This is a genomic window from Paenibacillus sp. yr247, assembly GCF_900103825.1.
Lineage (GTDB): Bacteria > Bacillota > Bacilli > Paenibacillales > NBRC-103111 > Paenibacillus_E.
Window position 1 is genome coordinate 87,670 of sequence record NZ_FNIF01000009.1, and the last position, 17,827, is coordinate 105,496.

Sequence of the window (17,827 nt, forward strand, 5' to 3'; positions counted from 1 at the left end):
GTTTTTCAATGTCACTGGAATCAGAGATACATAGCAACTATCATAGTTGGCTTGGAGATATAAAACCAGCTATAGACCCTATATTGCGTCACCTACGCCAACAAGATACTAATGGTTGGAGGAAACTAGCTTGGAGTGGGCCCTTAAAGGAATTTATAGGTCATCTCAAAAGCTTAAAGTTTTTGTCGGCGATTAAATGGGCGAGCATTCCTGTCTTGGGGTCATTTGTTCCTTCACTCGTCATTTTTTATACTCAGTGGCCAAAATGGTGCATAGGCATCGCTGCTCCGCTTCTTATGCTACTCGTTTATTTTATCTATGTGAAACGGTACGAAGCAAAAATGGTTACGATGGGGAGTCCTCAATTCCATGCCGGAGCATTTAAAGCAAAACGAGCCAAGGAGTATGAATTGTGGCAACATTTGTTTAAGCATTCCAACTGCAATTTTTCTGGACTGTACGATATATTTACTGAAATGCTGCATCAAACCAAGGATGATCATGCTGTAACATCACTTATTGCTTACTCCCAGGGTAGGGAAGGGAGAATGGAAAAAGAAATTGAAGAACTCAAAGGTATGATTCAAGGTCTTGAAGAGACCTCAGAAGATATCATTGAGGATCTGGATCGTTCTACGGATGCCATTAGTTATCTGGTGTCTGTCATAAAATCAGTAAATTTGTGCTTATATCGTATGGCTAATCAGTGTTTTACCATTCACGATCTGGATTTTATTGACGGCTTTACTTTATATGAGAAAGATGGGGACAAACTTAGGAAGATTGCTGACAAAGGAACATCCGGTGGTAGCCCGGATGAAATAATGATTTTAAGCGAACATGCTCAGCGGTATGCCGCAGTCCACGCAGCTAAAAGTGACTTTATGGAGCCATGTTTTAATTCACCTTATCCGGGCCGCATCATCGTTTCGTTTCGAATGAAAATGTCCAATCAGGTTGAATGGATCTGGAATTTTCATTTTGATGAACGCGATAAACGAAGCTTGTCCCTAATTCTAGAGAATGATATAATTGAATCAATGGAAATCTATCGGCTCATTCATGTTTTCTGTCTATTTGTACAGAGGCAAATGGTAGACGAGAAGGGAGGGGTTTTGGATGCCAGTAGCAAGCTTTCCAATGAAAGTTAAATTATTAACTCAGGATGAGATTAATGCAAATCGCAAGAAACATCAAAAGAATATGCTTCGTGAAATGGATCAAAATCTATCTGCCCTTAAGAAGGCTCTTGTAGAATTGGAAAAGAAAAGTTCATAAAGTTGAGAGGCCTTGGACATGGGTTCCAGGGCCTTTTTAAGTGTTTATCAAATGGCTATATTGTCCATACTTCTACTATCCGGTTTAAGGAGTAGTAGAAATGAAAAATAATAAAATAATCCCTTTGTTCAGCAAGCCAAGAAAAATCAAACAACGAACCCAAGAGGAAATAACGAGACAGATGAAAAAAAGAATACAGGAAGCGAAGGACAAAATAAGATCCAATAGGGAGAATAAGTAACATGACGGTACTTTGGTCTCTTTTCTCCTCTATTTACTTTTAAGTCGGCAAGATGAAATATGAGAGCAGTTCGCAGTTATGGCTGCTTCACGGGTACAGCCAACATACGTGTAATTATCACTCACAGGATCCCATATATTTACCATTAAGTATATTCGCTTAAAATAATGATAGTTTCAATCACACACAATGGTATTAAGTTTGATTCAGAAAAACCCAAGAACCATTGCCGTTATTGGGTTTTTCTGAAGAAATGGTTTCATTTTGCCCCTGATGACAGCTTCGCTGGTATTACCCCTATAAGTTATTAGCTTCAAATTTGCGTCTTGCAAAATCTTGTGAATCCGATTCTTTTCAGCTGTAGCATCTCGAATCAACTTTCGTCGGTAGCGCGTCAAATCTCTCATATTCCGAATGGCGCTGGTGACACGAAGCTAGGAGTAATGAACCCCGAGCGAAGTAACTGTGCAATCCATGCCGCATCAGCCACATCTGTTTTACGGCCGGGTACGTTTTTGATCCGTCTCGCATTCGCCATAAAGTGCTCCTCTAAAATGTTCCAAACCGGTTTCCAATACACGCCTGTACTTTCCATGGCGACGTGAGTGCATTCCCAATCGCTTAACCAATCATAAAGCGCGAGCAATCCTTTCGTGGTCGTAGAGAACGTACGTATTTCTTGCTTTGGCTTACGTTCCAATTCCATAGGGTACACAGGCAACCACTGTCTCTTGATGAACATCAAGCCCAGCACACCTTTCTAAAATCGCTTCCATTCCACACCACTCCTGAAACAAATTTGGTGCAGGTCATGTATCCTCGGAGAAAAAGAATTTTTATACACGTGCTGTGTAGTACAATTGGCGGTGCTCGCGGGATACAGTCGGCCGGTTTGGGACTCAGAGTGTGTCCTACCAAAATAGTATCGGCCTGTGACCTACAGTTTCAGTATAGCCAAAAAAGTTCGGCCTTTGACCTGCAGTTCCAGTAGGAACACGCAGATTCAAAGGCCGAGTACATTTTCATTCATGGTGGTGGCCGTCAGGCCATGTTAGTTTGGGACAGCTCCTTTATTAAGTTGTATGAATGCGTGCAAATGGACGCCTACAGATTATTGGTGATTCGGCCCATGTCCTTGTTTTTTTGGATCCCACCACACTTGCTCCAGTACCCTCATAGTATTGCCGCCGATGACTTTGGCGATGTCCTGGTCGGAATAGCCGTGTTTGACCAGCCAGCGAACTATGTTCGGGAAGCAGTCGGCCGGATTTTCCAGGCCTTCAACAAATTTAACATGCTCAAAGGCATTTGTGCCTTTGGAAGCGGAGAGCGATAAAGCTTCGGAAAGAGCAGTATGAATGCCGACGTGGTCGCCAAACAAGGTATCCGGTCCGAATGACACATGGTCGATGCCGACCAGGTTCGCACAATATTCAAAGTGCTCCATAAACGATTCAATGTTGTGAAGCGGATTCTTAACGGTAAGCGTAGTGTGCGGTGCAGCTTCAATGGCTATTACGCCGCCCTTTGCTGCGCACGCTTTAATAACATCATCCGGTTTGAGGCGGTTCGTATCCCATAATGCGCGGGCTCCAGCGTGTGTAATGAAGATCGGCTTATCGCTCACTTCAATCGTATCCAGGGAAGTCTGGTCGTTGGAGTGGGACACGTCGATCGCCATACCGAGCTTATTCATGCGTCGCACAGCTTGTTTGCCAAAAGCGGTTAGGCCACCGCTAGGCTCCTTCAGTCCCATGCCAAGGCCGTTGCCTTCGCTGTAGGCAATTCCCATGCAGCGCACGCCGAATCCGTAAAGGATATCAAGGCGGTCGAGCTCATTCTCGATCATCCCGGCTCCCTCAATAGAAGCAACGAAGGCAATCTGGCCGTTGGCTTTGGCACGACGAATGTCGTCCGTGGTCAGGCCCAGTATCATCATATCCTGATGCGCCAAATCGCTAAGACGCATGCCCAGATCATAAAGAATATCGTCCCATTTCCAGCCTCCTCGTGAGGTGATCATGGCAGTTCCGTTCATCAGGTTATCGAAAACGCAGTCCAGACGAGAACGGGCCATTCCTTCGTATCCGGTAAAATCGCGTCCCCATCGACGGAATTCGAGAAATTCATTCAGGTTGACTGGCGCTTTGAACAAATGCTCATGCAGGGAGATGACGATGTTTTCTGCCATGAGACGCTGCACGCGCGCCTCTTCTTCCTGGCTTACCGGAACGATATAATCGGGGAATAAGGTCGTTTCTTTGACAAGCTCAAACTTCTTGAAATCTACACCTGCTTCGAGATATTGATAGGACTCATATCCACGGTATTTTTTCTCATTGATCATCCGGATTCGCGCCTCTCTGAAATTAATTTGTAGGTAGTACTTGCTTTAAGAATTGACGGACTTCCCCCAAAAACTTCTCGCGCTCTTCATTTTGAGGTGAGTGACCGCTATGCTCAAAGATAACCAGGCGGCTGTTCGGAATTTCGCGGGCGATTTCTTCCGACGCCTCAAGGGGCGTAATCCAATCATGACGTCCGCAAAGCACCAGTGTAGGTGCCTGTATGGTTTTAAGCCGGTCAACCAGATTATAGTTGGCTTGATTCTTGGAGAATGCCCAGTTATGGGTTTCATAACGGAAAATGATCGAATTCATATGCTTGTCGAGATCTTCCTGCGTAAAGCTGACCCAATATAAAGGTAAAATAGCTGTATACATCGCTTTGAAATCTTCATTATCCTTCGCTCTTCCCCCAAACAAATCATCCAACATTTCCTGATTGATGCCAGGCAGACCGCTCTTCATCGCGCGCTCGTGTGCTATGTATTGAAAGGCATTGGATGCTGCCGTGTCACGAAGGACAACGCCAGCTACGTTCTCAGGATATCGAAGCGCGTATTCTAAGGCCAAGAACCCGCCATAGGACCCGCCGGCAATGACGATTTTGCCCAAACCGAGCTCTTGGCGAAGCGCTTCGGTATCAGCAATGAACTGTTCATGGCTGTAAGACTCGGCACCTTCAGATTCGCCATTGCCTCTTTGATCATAGGAAACGACGCGGTAACCTTCGGAGGCGAAAGTGCCAAAGCTTCGGGCGTCATCATGTCTGGAGCCTAAACCGGGACCGCCATGCAGAGTTATGATTGCCGGACCTTGTCCCTGATCCTCAACAAATAGTCTGACTTCGTTGATTTTGATATGTCTGAGCATCTATCAACTTCCTCTCCTCCAACATGTACTGTCTATATATAATAAAATAAAACATGTTTGATTATTTTGCAATTAAAATTCCTTAATCAAAATTAAAATTCCAATATAAATCAGATTTGATTGTTTTATCGTTAAAAATTGTTTGACTTAATCAAACACATTGAATTAAAATAACTACAATATATGCTTTTTAATAGAATTAAAAGGAGGTTGCCCATATTGACGGAAAATGATCATGCTGTTTTGGAACGAAAAAGCAGCGAATCCAGATACGCCATAGAATCCGTCATGAAAACGCTTCAAGTGTTGTTTTCTTTTTGTGAGGAGCCACATCGCTTTAGTATTGGAGATTTGGAGACAGTAACGGGGTTGTCTAAAAATCAGGTGTTTCGCAGCCTGAAATCATTGGAGGAATTCGGTTTACTGCGGGTGGATTCCAGTGGATATTATGTGGTCACAGCTCTTGCGTATAATTTATCCCTAGCAGCAGAACCAGAAGCTCCTTTGGAAGAAGTTGCACTGCCCATCATGGAACAATTGCAGCTAGAAACCGGGGAAACAGTCAACTTGTGCTGCCTGTCAGAGGGACAATGCATTATCATCGCCAGACGTCATAGCAAGCAGGGTGTGCGATTGATGACCCGTTTAGGGCAGCGGACGCCGCTTTATGCAGGTGCGACCCCAAAGGCAATGCTCGCTTTCTTGTCTGTGATGGAACAAGAAAAGGTACTCAGCATGCTTCCTCACTATCAGAAGCTGACTGAGAAAACCGTTACCGATCCAGACCTGCTTCGAGTCGAACTGGATGAGATCCGTAAGAGGGGGTACAGCATCAGCGATGAAGATTTTGAGTCAGGTGCGATTGGAGTAGGCGCACCGATCTTTGGTCGCAACGGCAAGGTGATTGCTGCTATCAGTGCAGGCGGACCGACAACCAGGTTGGACAAGGAGTGCTTGGCCCCATTCGGTGAATTGGCGATGGAAGCCGCTAATAAGATTTCCAAAATCCTTGGATATTTTCCTGACAGTGAACAATAGAAGATGCTTACATCACCTACTATTATCTAGGGGGATCATTGAATGCACAACAAATTCATAGTAAATGCATTATTTACTATCGTGATGGCAACTACTCTGATTATTTCAGGTTGTACGTCCGCCAAACTGCCAGATCAAACAAGCACCACAAGCCCGACAGCGGCAGCTTCAGCCACACCTGCGCCAGCAGCCAAGGACGCAACTATAAATCTGAGCATCAACGCTGAACCGAACTTTAACCCTTGGTCACCAACCGGTTTCGTCGAATCAGAGCCTGTTACCGAGCTGTTGTTCAACGGTTTAACTGCTTGGGGGACTGATTATCAGCCAATTCCGGCGCTGGCAACAGACTGGAAGCCTTCTGAGGATGGCATGACTTGGACATTTAATCTTCGCAAAGATGTGAAATGGTCGGACGGTCAACCGTTCACAGCCGATGATGTCGTCTATACCTTTAACGAAATCGTCTTGAAAAAAGAACTGGGTGCCAGCAATGCATCTAACTTTGTCTCGATAGATAAAGTTGTTGCTGTCAATCCCAATCAAGTGCAAATCTTGCTTAAGCAGCCATGGTCTTCACTTCCGAACTACATGGCCTGGTTTGCAAAAATTTTACCGAGGCATATATTTGAAGGCCAAGATCCATGGAAGCTGACTTCTTTTAATAAAGAGAAACCGGTGGGTACAGGCCCGTACATCATGACGAAATATTCTGCAGGACAATCTGTGGAAGTAGAGCGTAATCCCAATTATTGGGGTGGTTCCGGTCAAGTATCCAAAGTTGTCTTTAGCATCATCCCTGATGTCAACACCCAGATCGCTCAATTGATGGCGGGCACTCTCTCCATGACGGTTATCGAAGATCCGAATTTGATGGAGAAGCTGAAATCCAATAAGAACTTGAACGTCAACGAAGTGTTGGATAACAACTATTACTGGGTGGCGTTGGATCAAAGTCAACCGCGATTCCAGGATGTTAAGGTACGGCAAGCTCTGCTATATGCAATTGATCGCGAGTCGATTATAACGGGCGTTTTGAAAGGCTATGGAAAAGCAGCGACAGGCCCGATCGCTCCTCTTCAAGAGAAGTATTACAACCCTGACGTGAAAAAATACAACTACGATCCGGAAAAAGCAAAGGCGCTGCTAAAAGAAGCAGGCTACACGCCAGGCGCTGACGGATTCCTGCAAAAAGATGGAAAAGTGTTTGAAATCAACATGCCAGCTGGCCAATTCGGAGTTCTCGTACAGGCTTCCACACTGGTGCAGCAATACTGGCAAAAGGTTGGCGTAAAGGTAAATCTTCAGGTGATTGACTGGAATGCCTTTATTCAAAAAGTTATCGTTAACCGCTCCTATGATGCCAGCTTGGCTTGGTGGAGAGCACCAGTTGATCCTGATATTCTTGCTTACAATCACAGCTCCGCTGCAGGCAAAGGTAACAACATCCCTGGTTATAAAAATCCGGCGCTTGATAAACTGCTGGAGGATGGACGCAAAGCGAAAACTACGGATGAGCGCATTAAAATTTACAAAGATTTACAATTATTAACCGCAGAAGAGCTGCCTTACTTGTACTTATGGAATCCGAGTATAGCTATTGCTACGCAGAAGAATATTACGGTTCCCAAAACATCGTTTATCGTAGCCGAAGACCACATTTTGGAATGGAAAGTTTCTAATAAGTAATCTTCAAGATATTCATACTTTCTTGTCATGGCGCGGGGGCTTCAGCCTCCGCGCCGTGGGAGAAAGGGAAGGAGCCGTTCGATGTCCCGATTTATTATGTTACGCATCATCCAAGGATTACTCACATTGGTCCTCGTGTCGGTCCTTACCTTCTTCCTGATTAACCTTGCTCCTGGCGGCCCAAGGGCTGTCATGAACTTTGAATCGTCCGCAGAACAGCGGGAAGCCTTAACCAAACAACTTGGCCTCGATAAACCTGTAATTCAGCGTTATTTGGTTTGGCTTGGCGATGTCGTTCAGGGAGATTTGGGCAAGTCTCTTGATTCCCAGCAACCTGTAGCTGCCCTACTTAAGGAACGTTTTCCCAATACAGTCATTTTGGCTTTATCGACCTTGATATTTACCTTACTGATCGGCATCCCGGTTGGTGTCTATGCGGCAATGAAACGGGGCAGGTGGATGGATCGATTAGTTACCTTTATTTCCACATTCGGCATGGCGATTCCCGAGTTTTGGCTTGGAATTTTGCTGATTATTATTTTCTCTGTGATCTATCAAGTGCTACCAGCTTCTGGCATGATTACGTCAGGAAGTGATTTTGCATGGGGGGACTTGTTGAAGCATATGATTTTACCCGTTCTGACGTTGTCGATCCTGATATTACCGAATATTATTCGTTTCACGCGCTCGGCCATGGTTGATGTGATTGAACTCGACTATATCCGTACCGCGAGGGCTAAGGGACTTGGCGTTTTTCGCGTATTCTTTAAACATGCGCTGCATAATGCGCTGGTGCCAATCGCTGCCATTATCGGGCTGATTATTCCGATATTACTGGGCGGTACTGTAGTGGTAGAGAATGTGTTTGGCTGGCCCGGAATGGGTCGGTTGGCTGTACAAGCTGCTACTAATCGAGATTATACTTTAGTTATGGGTATTACGATGCTGATCGGTGCGATTGTGATCATCACCAATATGTTGACAGATATCATGTATACCTTCCTGGATCCGAGGATTCGTTATGAATAAGATGGATATCACTCAAGAAAGTATAAGAAACTATGCCGCTGCTGCTGTTCCCAGAAGAGGGACTGTATTTCTGAAGAATCTTCAAAATTTATCTGTAGTGGGTAAAATAGCGTTAATTTATTTGCTGCTGCTTCATCTATTTATTGTGTTCGCTCCTATGCTGCTGAGTCACTCGCCTACAGATGTGGACCCGCTCTCGGTTACGGAGCCAGCCAGCGCTGCGCATGTATTGGGGACGGATGAACTCGGTCGGGATGAGCTCGCTCGCATTGTATCTGGAGGGCAAATTACGCTTTTGGTAGGACTAGCGGCAATGGCGCTTGCTGTTTTCCTGGGCGGGTTGCTAGGTTCTGTAGCAGGATTTTTTGGTGGAGCTACGGAGTATGTGATCATGCGAATCGTCGATATGATGCTCTCGATTCCTTCTTTTTTTCTCATCCTGATCGAAATTACTTCATTCGGCAACAAGCCACCGGTTGTGATTATGGCTGTCGGTTTGACCTATTGGCCGCAGATGGCGCGTATTGTGCATTCGGAGGTATTGAAATGGCGCAACAGCAGCCTGGTCGAGGCAGAAACTACGCTTGGAGCAGGGCCATGGCGCATCTTGTTCCGTCACGTCATTCCGCAAACCTTCTCTTCGATCATCGTATTGGCAACACTCGGAATTGGCTGGGCCATATTGGCTGAATCCGGTTTATCTTACTTAGGGCTTGGCATACAGCCGCCGCTTGCTTCATGGGGCAACATGCTGCAGCACTCACAAAATTATATTTGGACCTCACCTGTGCTTGCGATTTATCCCGGGGTTCTTATCCTGCTAACCGTACTTGGCTATAGCTTGCTTGGCGAATCATTACGCGACGTCCTGGATCCCAAACTGAAACGATGATTGATGGAAAGGGGGTCTGACCATGGCGAAGAAACTTATGGAAATACGGAATTTAAAAACGCAATTCCACCTTAAACATACGGTAGTTCGTGCAGTGGATGGTATCGATCTGGATGTGGAGGAAGGACAAATCGTCTGTATCGTCGGAGAATCAGGCAGTGGCAAAAGCATTACCTCGCTTTCGATCATGCAGCTGTTGCCGAAGCCGGCTGGCCGCATCGTGGGAGGCACCATCCGCTTTGAAGGGACCGACCTCGCGCAATTAAGCGAGAAAGAAATGGACACAATTCGCGGGGATCGCATCTCGATGATCTTTCAAGAGCCGATGACTGCTCTGAATCCCGTGATGCGCGTAGGCGAACAAATCACAGAAGTTCTGATGCGCCATCGGTCGATCTCAAAGGTTGAAGCGAAGGCGAAGGCGGTAGAGGCTCTCAGGTTCGTCGGCGTGCCGAGAGCTGAGAACATCATCAAGGAATACCCGCATCAATTATCCGGCGGCATGCGCCAACGGGTCATGATCGCTATGGCGATGGTATGTGAGCCAAAGCTCTTAATTGCGGATGAGCCGACTACAGCTCTAGACGTTACTATTCAGATTCAGGTGCTTGAGCTTATGAAAAAAATGCGCGACGAACTGAATACATCGATCATTCTGATCACGCATGATCTTGGAGTCGTCGCCGAGATGGCCGATCACGTGGTGGTCATGTATGCCGGTCAGATTGTGGAAAGAGCCGACGCTGATACGATCTTCGAGAAGCCGATGCATCCCTATACGCAAGCCTTGCTGGCTTCGATTCCCTCCCTGCATGAAGAAAAAGAAGCCCTGTATTCGATTCCGGGAACGGTACCGAGCGCGGGCGCCTTTCCTTCGGGCTGCAGGTTCGCGGATCGATGTGTCTATAAGCAGCCTGCTTGTGTGGCACAAATGCCGGAGTTGCGGGAAATGGATCCGGGACATTGGGGCCGTTGTATTCTTGCAGGGAATGGAGATGCTGCCGTATGAGCGAAATTTTGCTGGAAGTAAAAGGCCTTAAGAAGCATTTCCCGATCAAATCGGGCTTGCTTCGTCGTACAGTCGGCCAAGTCAAAGCGGTTGATGGGGTGTCATTCACCTTAAACGAAGGGGAAACCCTCGGTATTGTCGGAGAATCCGGCTGCGGAAAGTCAACGATGGGACGCATGGTGATGCGGGTGTTGGAGCCGACAGAAGGCACGATTCTGTTATACGGTCAGGATATCACCCGGATGAGTCCGGGAGGACTACGCAAGCTGCGCAAGGATTTTCAAATGATCTTCCAAGATCCCTACTCATCGCTGAATCAAAGAATGCTCATCCGCGACCTAATTGCTGAACCGTTTCGCATCCATGGACAGCTCTCCTCAGCGGATATCGATAAAGAAGTAATTCGTCTTCTGGAGACAGTTGGACTTAGAGCCACGGATCTGTTCCGTCATCCTCACGAATTCTCGGGCGGCCAGCGTCAGCGCATCGCAATAGCGCGTGCATTGTCATTGAATCCCAAGCTTATCGTGGCCGATGAAGCCGTATCTGCGCTTGATGTATCGATACAGTCGCAGATTCTGAATCTCATGGTTGACCTGAAGCGTCAATACCATTTATCCTACATCTTCATCTCGCATAACCTTGCCGTTGTCAAACATATCAGTGATCGTGTAGGTGTGATGTACTTGGGGCACATGGTAGAGATAGGCTTGAAGAAAAGTCTCTTCCATAAACCGCTTCATCCTTATACCGAAGCACTGCTCTCTGCAGCGCCGGAGCCGAAACGAAACTCAACGCGAGAAAGAATTATTCTCCAGGGGGACGTTCCGAGCCCTGCCAATCCGCCTCATGGCTGTCCGTTTCATACGCGCTGTCCGAAAGCCTTTGACCGTTGCTCAAAGGAGCGGCCGATTTTGAAGGAAGTTCTGCCCGATCATCAAGTAGCTTGTTTTTTATATGAATGACTTCTTTCAGGAGAGGTCATTTTTTTCGAGGTTTTGAGAACAGAGAAGACGATGAAAAACCATGTCGCAAAAATTCTAGTGAAAACACGCACTCACTCCTGCCGGGAACTACAGGCTCTGATTTTTCGAGAGATCATCGTCCCAGTGCTTACGAAGGTTTTCCGGATTTCCGACAACAAGCCGGAAGTGAGGAGAGAGTATGCAACTGTTTCATATGAACAAACGAGTCAAGTTGGTTAGGAAGAAGTTACGACGAACTACTCCAATGACATTAGGCAGAAGGTCGATCTGTCTGAAGCAGAGATGATGCGTAAATTTGAGTTATCCCTAAGTACACCGAAGCAGCTGGTCGATTTTATCAAATTTATTGGAGGCAAAGATGATTAGTGGAGGGTTCCTTACAATTCTAAGTTGATTTTTCTTTCATTCTGATTTACGATACAAATGTACCTACTATTTTGATCGACCATGAGTTGATCGTGACTTCGAAGAGAACACCCTAGTTGGTGGATTTGTATGCATAGTCTTGCTATGCTCACATTTTCCGCAATCAGGGTGTTTTTTGCATTTTTCAGAAAAAATCCGGGAGAGGAAGATGTGAGTATGCCAAGGATTAGTAGAAACACAATTGACCGTATTGATGAACTAGATTTAGCCGACTTTGCTAGATTGCTAGGAGATCCCCTGAAGAAGGAAGGGCGCCACTTTTTTACTTACCGCAATGGTGGCGAAAGGACGCCAAGTCTTTGTATTACACCAGAAATGAGATTGTGGACTGCTTTTGGATCAACGGAATCGGGGCGCAATGCGATTAGCTACTATGCTTATCGTACGTGGGATAATCCGAAACCGGATGGTAGGCAATTTGTGGAGGCTGTCGAGGCCGTTTGTCACTTAGCTGGAATTATGATTGAGTACGAGGACGGTCAAACGAAGCAACCGACTGGTTATACTGGGGCTCCGAGAGTTAGGATCGCACCTCCCATCAAACCTGAGAATGTAAAGAAGGATAATCCAGTGCTTGATCGGTACTTTCGCCGCATGATGGGTGAGTTTCCACTTACCAACGAACATGCCAACCATTTTCTGTCCAAGCGTAAAATGAACGATCGGCAGATTCGGGCGAGACAGTATCGCTCATTGCCTGAGAATAAGCAGCTGAGGTATACGGTAGCGAGTAAAATTGTCAGGGAGATTGGTGAACCAGACGGAATACCCGGATTCGCGTTTATGAAGGGAACCCAAGCTGAATACTGGACCATCGGTGGTCGGCCCGGAATCCTTCTTCCATTTCGCGATATTTATAATCACATCTGCGGCTTTCAGATTCGTTACGATAAGCCCCAGGTCGAGATTATTGCGAAAGGTGAAAATGTTAGGGTTACTGGAAACGATACGATTAGAGTCATTGACGACGAGACCAGTGAGATCCTGTGGGAAGGAAAGCAGGAACAACTGCCTGTCCATTTACCAGACGGAATCGAGATCGATGCAAAACGGCGTTGGTACGGCTGGTTTGCTTCAAGCCCAATGCCAGAGAAGGGCATCCTAAAGGGTACGAGCAGCGGCGATCCCGCTCCGTATCATTGTGCGGTACCTACGCAGATCTTGGAACGATGGAAGCCGGGGCAAAGTGTGAAGGATGTTATGGACACATCCACTATTTGGTGGGGAGAAGGTCCCATAAAAGGAGATACGGCTGCAGACTTCACGGAAGACCTACATTTGCAGGTAGCAGGCGTTTCCTCTTGGCGAATGCTGCTACAGCCAACGATTGAGCTGAAGCCAAAGAGAGTTGTTTTGGGCTTTGATGCCGATGCTCAAACGAAAGACGATAGTGTTGGCAAAGCGGTTCTGCGTTGTGTAGAGGCGGCGAAGCCGATTCTAAATGAGCACGGTATCGAACTCGCGATTTCGATCTGGCCGGAAGAGGTTGGGAAAGGTTTAGACGACTGCTTTCTTAAAGGCTACAAAGGGCAGATCTTTGTCCTATAGGGCGAGACGAAGAATGAATGCCAATCTTTCCACTTCGGTATTTACGTGATATTAACATCCGAACAGGGATAGGCAAAGACCATATGAAGGTAGCTAGCTGCAGGCAAATAGACCTGTGGTTTATTATGGCGCTGAAGCGCAAAAGGGAGAGAACGACATTGAACAACGTAGGACAATGGAAGCTTACTTTTAAATCTTTATTCGATGGTGTTGAGTGGACCCAAACATTCTCCGATGATGACGCAGGCCACAAGTTGAGTCGCGCCACAGCGAAATCTGAGAATGCAGAGATCATCGGATGGAAGTACTTTGAGTACTAGAGGATTGGAACAAGGGTTGGTCAAATGCCAATCTTTCCACTTTGGTATTTACGAGATATTTACTTCCGAACAGGGATAGGCAAATACCATAAGACCATATGAAGGTAGCTAGCTGCAGGTAAATAACCTGTGGCTTTTTCATTTTTACATTTTAGGAGGAATTCACAGTGAGTCACTTTACATTTTCGATCAGTCGATTTTTAAACCAAGGCCTCAAAACGAGAACATTGGGTGAAGTCGAAGTGGATGAGATTCTTATGAAGTACATTCCGAATTCGGATCGGGTCTATGTGAACTGCCCTAACCTTGCTGAGACGATCGCGTTGACGATCACCGAGTTCTTAGATGAGCTCTGGACAGCAAATGGCGAGTACATTTTTCAGGTTTGTTTGCCGGATGGTATTCGTGTGCTGACCGCAGATGAATTTAAAGCTGAATACCCACTTATGGGGTATGAGTTCAGTGACCGTGTCCGCAATGAACTGTATGGAAAACCAAAGCTGGTGGGGTTCAATGGTCCAATGTGGAACGGCAAGCGTGATGGTGTACCTGTCATTCGGTACGAGCATCCAAAAAGCTAAAGGAGGAAATCGTCGATGAGTCATTCGAATGAAATTTAAATTTTGGATGAGGGTGTAACACCTCTTCAAGTATGCCGATCTGCAGCAGGGTACTATATAGGGCGGCTAGATGAACTGGGCTTTCCATCTAGCAGGGATAGCCTAGAATACTTTTCGAACCATCAAGCGGCACAGGATACCCTAGACTGCGGAAATTGGAAGAGACGGAGTCATCTATAATGAGGACGAAGTATGGACAATTGCAAAGCCGACATGCCAGTTAACTGGATATCTTGACAGACCCGATACAGGGTGGAATTTATAATGAATCCCTCTCTGTGTAAGAGAGGGTCAAGGAGGATACGTTCATATGGATGCAAATCAAAAGAAAATGCTTAAGGAGCTTGAACCAGGCGATTTGATTCTTTTAAGTAACTATAAAGAGTACTATTTTGTCCAGACCAAAGGAGATCGCATCGTTTGTAAAACTATGCAAGGTAATAACATTGCAGTGACAAAGGGCGAATTTCGACAACGAATCCAGAGGAATGCCGATCCATATTACGCCGGCATTCGTAGTTCTCTCCAATCATTAAGAAATGGAGATACCATTGAATGCACCGATGGCACTTACGTATTTGTCAAAATGAAGAAGGACAAGTTCCTAGCGACCGATTTTAATGAAGTGTATCAGTTTCCTTTTGATATGTTTGTTAAAGTGGTCGAACGGCTTGGACCTGATTCCGAACTTGCTAAAAAGAAAAAAAGAATCCGCTCATACTTCGGCAAGCAAATTTTGACGAGCTGGGGACCGGCTGCGGTGAAGGGCTTTAACAGCTATGAGACACACGTTATTCTTTATGAACACGCGGATGAACGTTTCGATCTCAAGCTCGATGATTTTATTTCCGAACTTGAAGATAACAATTAAAGTTAGATCCATCCAGTCCATTTTATAAGGTAAGTGCCCCCACACCGGGCGATGACAATTTTTGTCCCCTCGGTGATATGGGAGGGGCTATCGGAGGAATGGGTTTATGGACGGTAAAACTCGATACGACAGAATTAATGAGCTGCTCGGCGGTAATCTCCGCAATATGTTTGTAGAAGGCGGTCATACAAAGCTCGTTTCAAAGCCTTATATGGATCTTTCCATAGAAGTGATTGGTCCCAATGTCATTAGCTTGACTCATTATTATGAGCTTAACGGTGACCTGGTGCCTGATCCCGATATGGAGGTCATCATCCATCTGGAGGAAGAAACCGCCGAAGCCCTCAGCTATCAAGACACATACGTGTACCGGCGAGTAGATGATGACGGGAAAGTGGATGAAAGGGCGAAGAGAGAGCTGAACTATTTCCTTGGAGTATGGCTAAACAATTTGAAGGAGCAAGGTTTTACATATGAGAACCGAGTTTTGTAATGTTGAGATCTCAAGTGAAGCCATTCGCTGCAGCATGAAACAGCGGAAATTGGACGAAGCAGAGTCACCCATTATCCATGTTGAAGTAGGGTCACGGTAAATCCGTGGCCTTTTCTATTACACCTTACGGAGGATGAAAAACGATGAGCATTGCATATAAGGCAAATATTTGGCCAGATATCCCGGTTTATAAGGAAAACGAGTTTTTTCGTGATATCCATTTTGGGAAAAAGAACTAGAACTCTTTAACCATATATAGTAAAATTATCAATACATAAAGGCGGAAAATTCTGAATTTTAAATGATGTCACTATTGGAATTGTACTCCGCAGTACTTGTCGTATGCATCAACCGCCACGACGAACAATAAATGCTAGGGGGGGGGCGCTATCGACGTTTCAGTCATTACATCCCAAAGAATAAATCCTAAACTGTTCATTTATGAATATAATATGATACAAGTTTTTTCGATCAAGTAAATTTAAGGAATATTTCGATCAAGTAAATTTAAGGAATATGTTGATAGTTGTAGAAAATAAATTTAGTTAGAGGAGGCAAACATTTGTACACAGCGGAAATTAGTCGTTCAAATCAGTCTTGTTTCTTATTTGTTATTGACCAATCTGGCTCAATGGCGGATTCTTTCGGGGGTGCTAATTCAAAAGCACAAAGCGTTGCGGATGCCATTAATCGATTATTACAAAACCTTATTATTAAATGTGCTAAATCTGAAGGGATTCGTGATTATTACCACGTTGGGGTAATCGGTTATGGAAATCATGTAGGTGCAGCATTTAGCGGCTCTTTGTCAGGAAAAGAATTAGTCCCCATTAGCGAAATAGCGAATAACCCTTTTAGGATTGAAGAACGCACTAAAAAGGTTCCTGATGGTGCGGGTGGACTTGTAGATCAAACGGTAAAATTCCCAATATGGTTCGATCCAACTGCAAGCGGTGGAACTCCTATGTGTAATGCGATGGCTAAAGCAAAAAGCATTCTAACTCAATGGCTTTCGGAGCATCCAAATTGTTTTCCACCTGTCGTTATCCATATTACCGATGGTGAATCAACAGACGGTGACCCGAGCCTTGCAATGCAGGAACTTAGGGAATTGTTCTCGAATGATGGAAATGTACTCTTGTTTAATTTACATATTTCAAATAGTGCTGACAAAATCATATTCCCTGAAAGTTCGGATAAGTTACCTGATGAATACTCAAAGATGCTCTTTGGAGGGGCAAGCTACCTTACTCCATTTATGAGATCAGTAGCGAATCAAGAACATGAACTCAGTCTTTCAGATGGAGCGAAGGGGTTTGTCTTGAATGCGGATCTTACGCTTGTTATCCAAGCATTAGATATTGGAACACGTCCAAGTAATCTAAGATAATTAGGGGGCTACAATGCAACTGGAAAACATTATTTTTTCATCCCCTAAAGCTGGGAATAGCCAAGAAGAATACGAAGATGCTTTCTCGTATATAGAATTTGTCAATGAAACCCCCCCATTTTATCGATTTTCCATTGCAGATGGAGCAACAGAATCATCATTTGCTGATATTTGGGCTGGCCTATTAGTAAATGGATACTGTGACGGAATGTTCAATTTTGATTTTCTTCAAGAATCAGTGAAGAGGTTATCTCAATATTGGCATAAAAAAGTGCATATTAAGGACCTTCCCTGGTATGCACAAGAAAAATTAGAAAATGGGGCATTTTCCTCTTTGGCGGGTATAACTTTGACTGAAACCTCTGAACATGAAGTGCAATATGAGTTAGCGGCAATCGGCGATAGTTGCATTTTTCATATTAGGAATGGCGAGATCCTTACTTCATTTCCTCTAAAGTCAGAAGAGGAGTTTAACAATAGTCCAGTTTTGATTTCAAGTAATTTCATGCGTAATCATGACATTGAATTGCATATCAAAAAGATGACGGGAACAGCTATTCAAGGGGATTCCTTTTTTCTCATGACTGACGCTCTTGCCTGTTGGTTGCTAAGATGCTTTAGAAACGATATGAAAATCGTGGAGAGTTTGAGTGAGATTCGTGATCAAGAAGAATTCTTAAGTTTGATTCAGCAAGAGAGAAACAAAGAGTACGAAGAAGGCGGGTTCTATCTTCGAAATGATGATGTTACCTTCATTCGCGTGAATCTTTAATTAGGGGGAT

Annotated in this window: 17 protein-coding genes and 1 pseudogene; 15 read left to right on the top strand and 3 right to left on the bottom strand. The window is 45.1% G+C overall.

Annotated elements, in window-relative coordinates; translation table 11 throughout:
* The first annotated feature begins 8 nt into the window (after positions 1-8).
* On the top strand, positions 9-1,151 hold the full coding sequence (locus tag BLT91_RS16975; RefSeq protein ID WP_090823007.1) for a hypothetical protein: 1,143 nt from the start codon (positions 9-11) through the stop codon (positions 1,149-1,151).
* Complete coding sequence (locus tag BLT91_RS31720) at positions 1,120-1,278, top strand: hypothetical protein (protein ID WP_175532359.1); 159 nt, start codon at positions 1,120-1,122, stop codon at positions 1,276-1,278. The genes BLT91_RS16975 and BLT91_RS31720 overlap by 32 nt, the downstream gene beginning before the upstream one ends.
* A gap of 701 nt (positions 1,279-1,979) precedes the next feature.
* Here BLT91_RS31720 and BLT91_RS32925 read toward each other — a convergent pair.
* The 3 genes and pseudogenes from BLT91_RS32925 to BLT91_RS16990 form a co-directional block, all read right to left on the bottom strand.
* A pseudogene (locus BLT91_RS32925) lies at positions 1,980-2,132 on the bottom strand (transposase); the annotation flags it as partial.
* Between the two features lie 498 nt (positions 2,133-2,630).
* Positions 2,631-3,866 (bottom strand): dipeptidase, encoded by a 1,236-nt coding sequence (locus BLT91_RS16985; RefSeq protein WP_090823009.1) that lies wholly within the window; start codon positions 3,864-3,866, stop codon positions 2,631-2,633.
* Positions 3,867-3,888: 22 nt separating this feature from the next.
* On the bottom strand, positions 3,889-4,734 hold the full coding sequence (locus BLT91_RS16990; protein ID WP_090823011.1) for an alpha/beta fold hydrolase: 846 nt from the start codon (positions 4,732-4,734) through the stop codon (positions 3,889-3,891).
* A 219-nt stretch (positions 4,735-4,953) separates the two neighbouring features.
* On the opposite strand from BLT91_RS16990, the gene BLT91_RS16995 reads away from it, so the two are divergent.
* The 13 genes from BLT91_RS16995 to BLT91_RS17060 all read left to right on the top strand — a co-directional run bounded on the left by BLT91_RS16995 (position 4,954) and on the right by BLT91_RS17060 (position 17,817).
* Positions 4,954-5,772, top strand: a complete 819-nt coding sequence (locus BLT91_RS16995; RefSeq protein ID WP_217635234.1) for an IclR family transcriptional regulator — start codon at positions 4,954-4,956, stop codon at positions 5,770-5,772.
* 42 nt (positions 5,773-5,814) lie between these two features.
* Positions 5,815-7,461, top strand: coding sequence for an ABC transporter substrate-binding protein (locus BLT91_RS17000; RefSeq protein WP_090823016.1), 1,647 nt, complete (start codon positions 5,815-5,817; stop codon positions 7,459-7,461).
* Positions 7,462-7,542: 81 nt separating this feature from the next.
* Positions 7,543-8,490 (top strand): ABC transporter permease, encoded by a 948-nt coding sequence (locus BLT91_RS17005; protein ID WP_090823018.1) that lies wholly within the window; start codon positions 7,543-7,545, stop codon positions 8,488-8,490.
* Positions 8,483-9,382: an ABC transporter permease gene (locus BLT91_RS17010; protein ID WP_090823020.1), complete on the top strand. Its 900-nt coding sequence runs from the start codon at positions 8,483-8,485 to the stop codon at positions 9,380-9,382. The genes BLT91_RS17005 and BLT91_RS17010 overlap by 8 nt, the downstream gene beginning before the upstream one ends.
* Positions 9,383-9,404: 22 nt before the next feature.
* Positions 9,405-10,391, top strand: a complete 987-nt coding sequence (locus BLT91_RS17015) for an ABC transporter ATP-binding protein (RefSeq protein WP_090823022.1) — start codon at positions 9,405-9,407, stop codon at positions 10,389-10,391.
* A complete protein-coding gene (locus tag BLT91_RS17020; RefSeq protein ID WP_090823024.1) occupies positions 10,388-11,356 on the top strand; it encodes an ABC transporter ATP-binding protein in 969 nt (322 codons plus the stop codon). Before BLT91_RS17015 ends, BLT91_RS17020 begins: the two co-directional genes overlap by 4 nt.
* 597 nt (positions 11,357-11,953) lie before the next feature.
* The gene (locus BLT91_RS17025) at positions 11,954-13,351 is read left to right on the top strand and encodes a hypothetical protein (protein WP_141225015.1); all 1,398 of its coding nucleotides are present in this window, start codon (positions 11,954-11,956) and stop codon (positions 13,349-13,351) included.
* 17 nt (positions 13,352-13,368) lie between these two features.
* Positions 13,369-13,671: a hypothetical protein gene (locus BLT91_RS17030; RefSeq protein WP_090823029.1), complete on the top strand. Its 303-nt coding sequence runs from the start codon at positions 13,369-13,371 to the stop codon at positions 13,669-13,671.
* Between the two features lie 167 nt (positions 13,672-13,838).
* Positions 13,839-14,252, top strand: a complete 414-nt coding sequence (locus tag BLT91_RS17035) for a hypothetical protein (RefSeq protein WP_090823031.1) — start codon at positions 13,839-13,841, stop codon at positions 14,250-14,252.
* A 349-nt stretch (positions 14,253-14,601) separates the two neighbouring features.
* Positions 14,602-15,162 (top strand): hypothetical protein, encoded by a 561-nt coding sequence (locus BLT91_RS17045; RefSeq protein WP_090823035.1) that lies wholly within the window; start codon positions 14,602-14,604, stop codon positions 15,160-15,162.
* A 106-nt stretch (positions 15,163-15,268) separates the two neighbouring features.
* Complete coding sequence (locus BLT91_RS17050) at positions 15,269-15,655, top strand: DUF6908 domain-containing protein (RefSeq protein WP_090823037.1); 387 nt, start codon at positions 15,269-15,271, stop codon at positions 15,653-15,655.
* Positions 15,656-16,217: 562 nt separating this feature from the next.
* Complete coding sequence (locus tag BLT91_RS17055; RefSeq protein ID WP_090823039.1) at positions 16,218-17,045, top strand: vWA domain-containing protein; 828 nt, start codon at positions 16,218-16,220, stop codon at positions 17,043-17,045.
* A 13-nt stretch (positions 17,046-17,058) separates the two neighbouring features.
* Positions 17,059-17,817 carry a hypothetical protein gene (locus tag BLT91_RS17060; protein ID WP_090823041.1) on the top strand — a complete coding sequence of 253 codons (759 nt, stop codon included), beginning with the start codon at positions 17,059-17,061 and terminating at the stop codon, positions 17,815-17,817.
* The last annotated feature ends 10 nt before the right edge of the window (positions 17,818-17,827 follow it).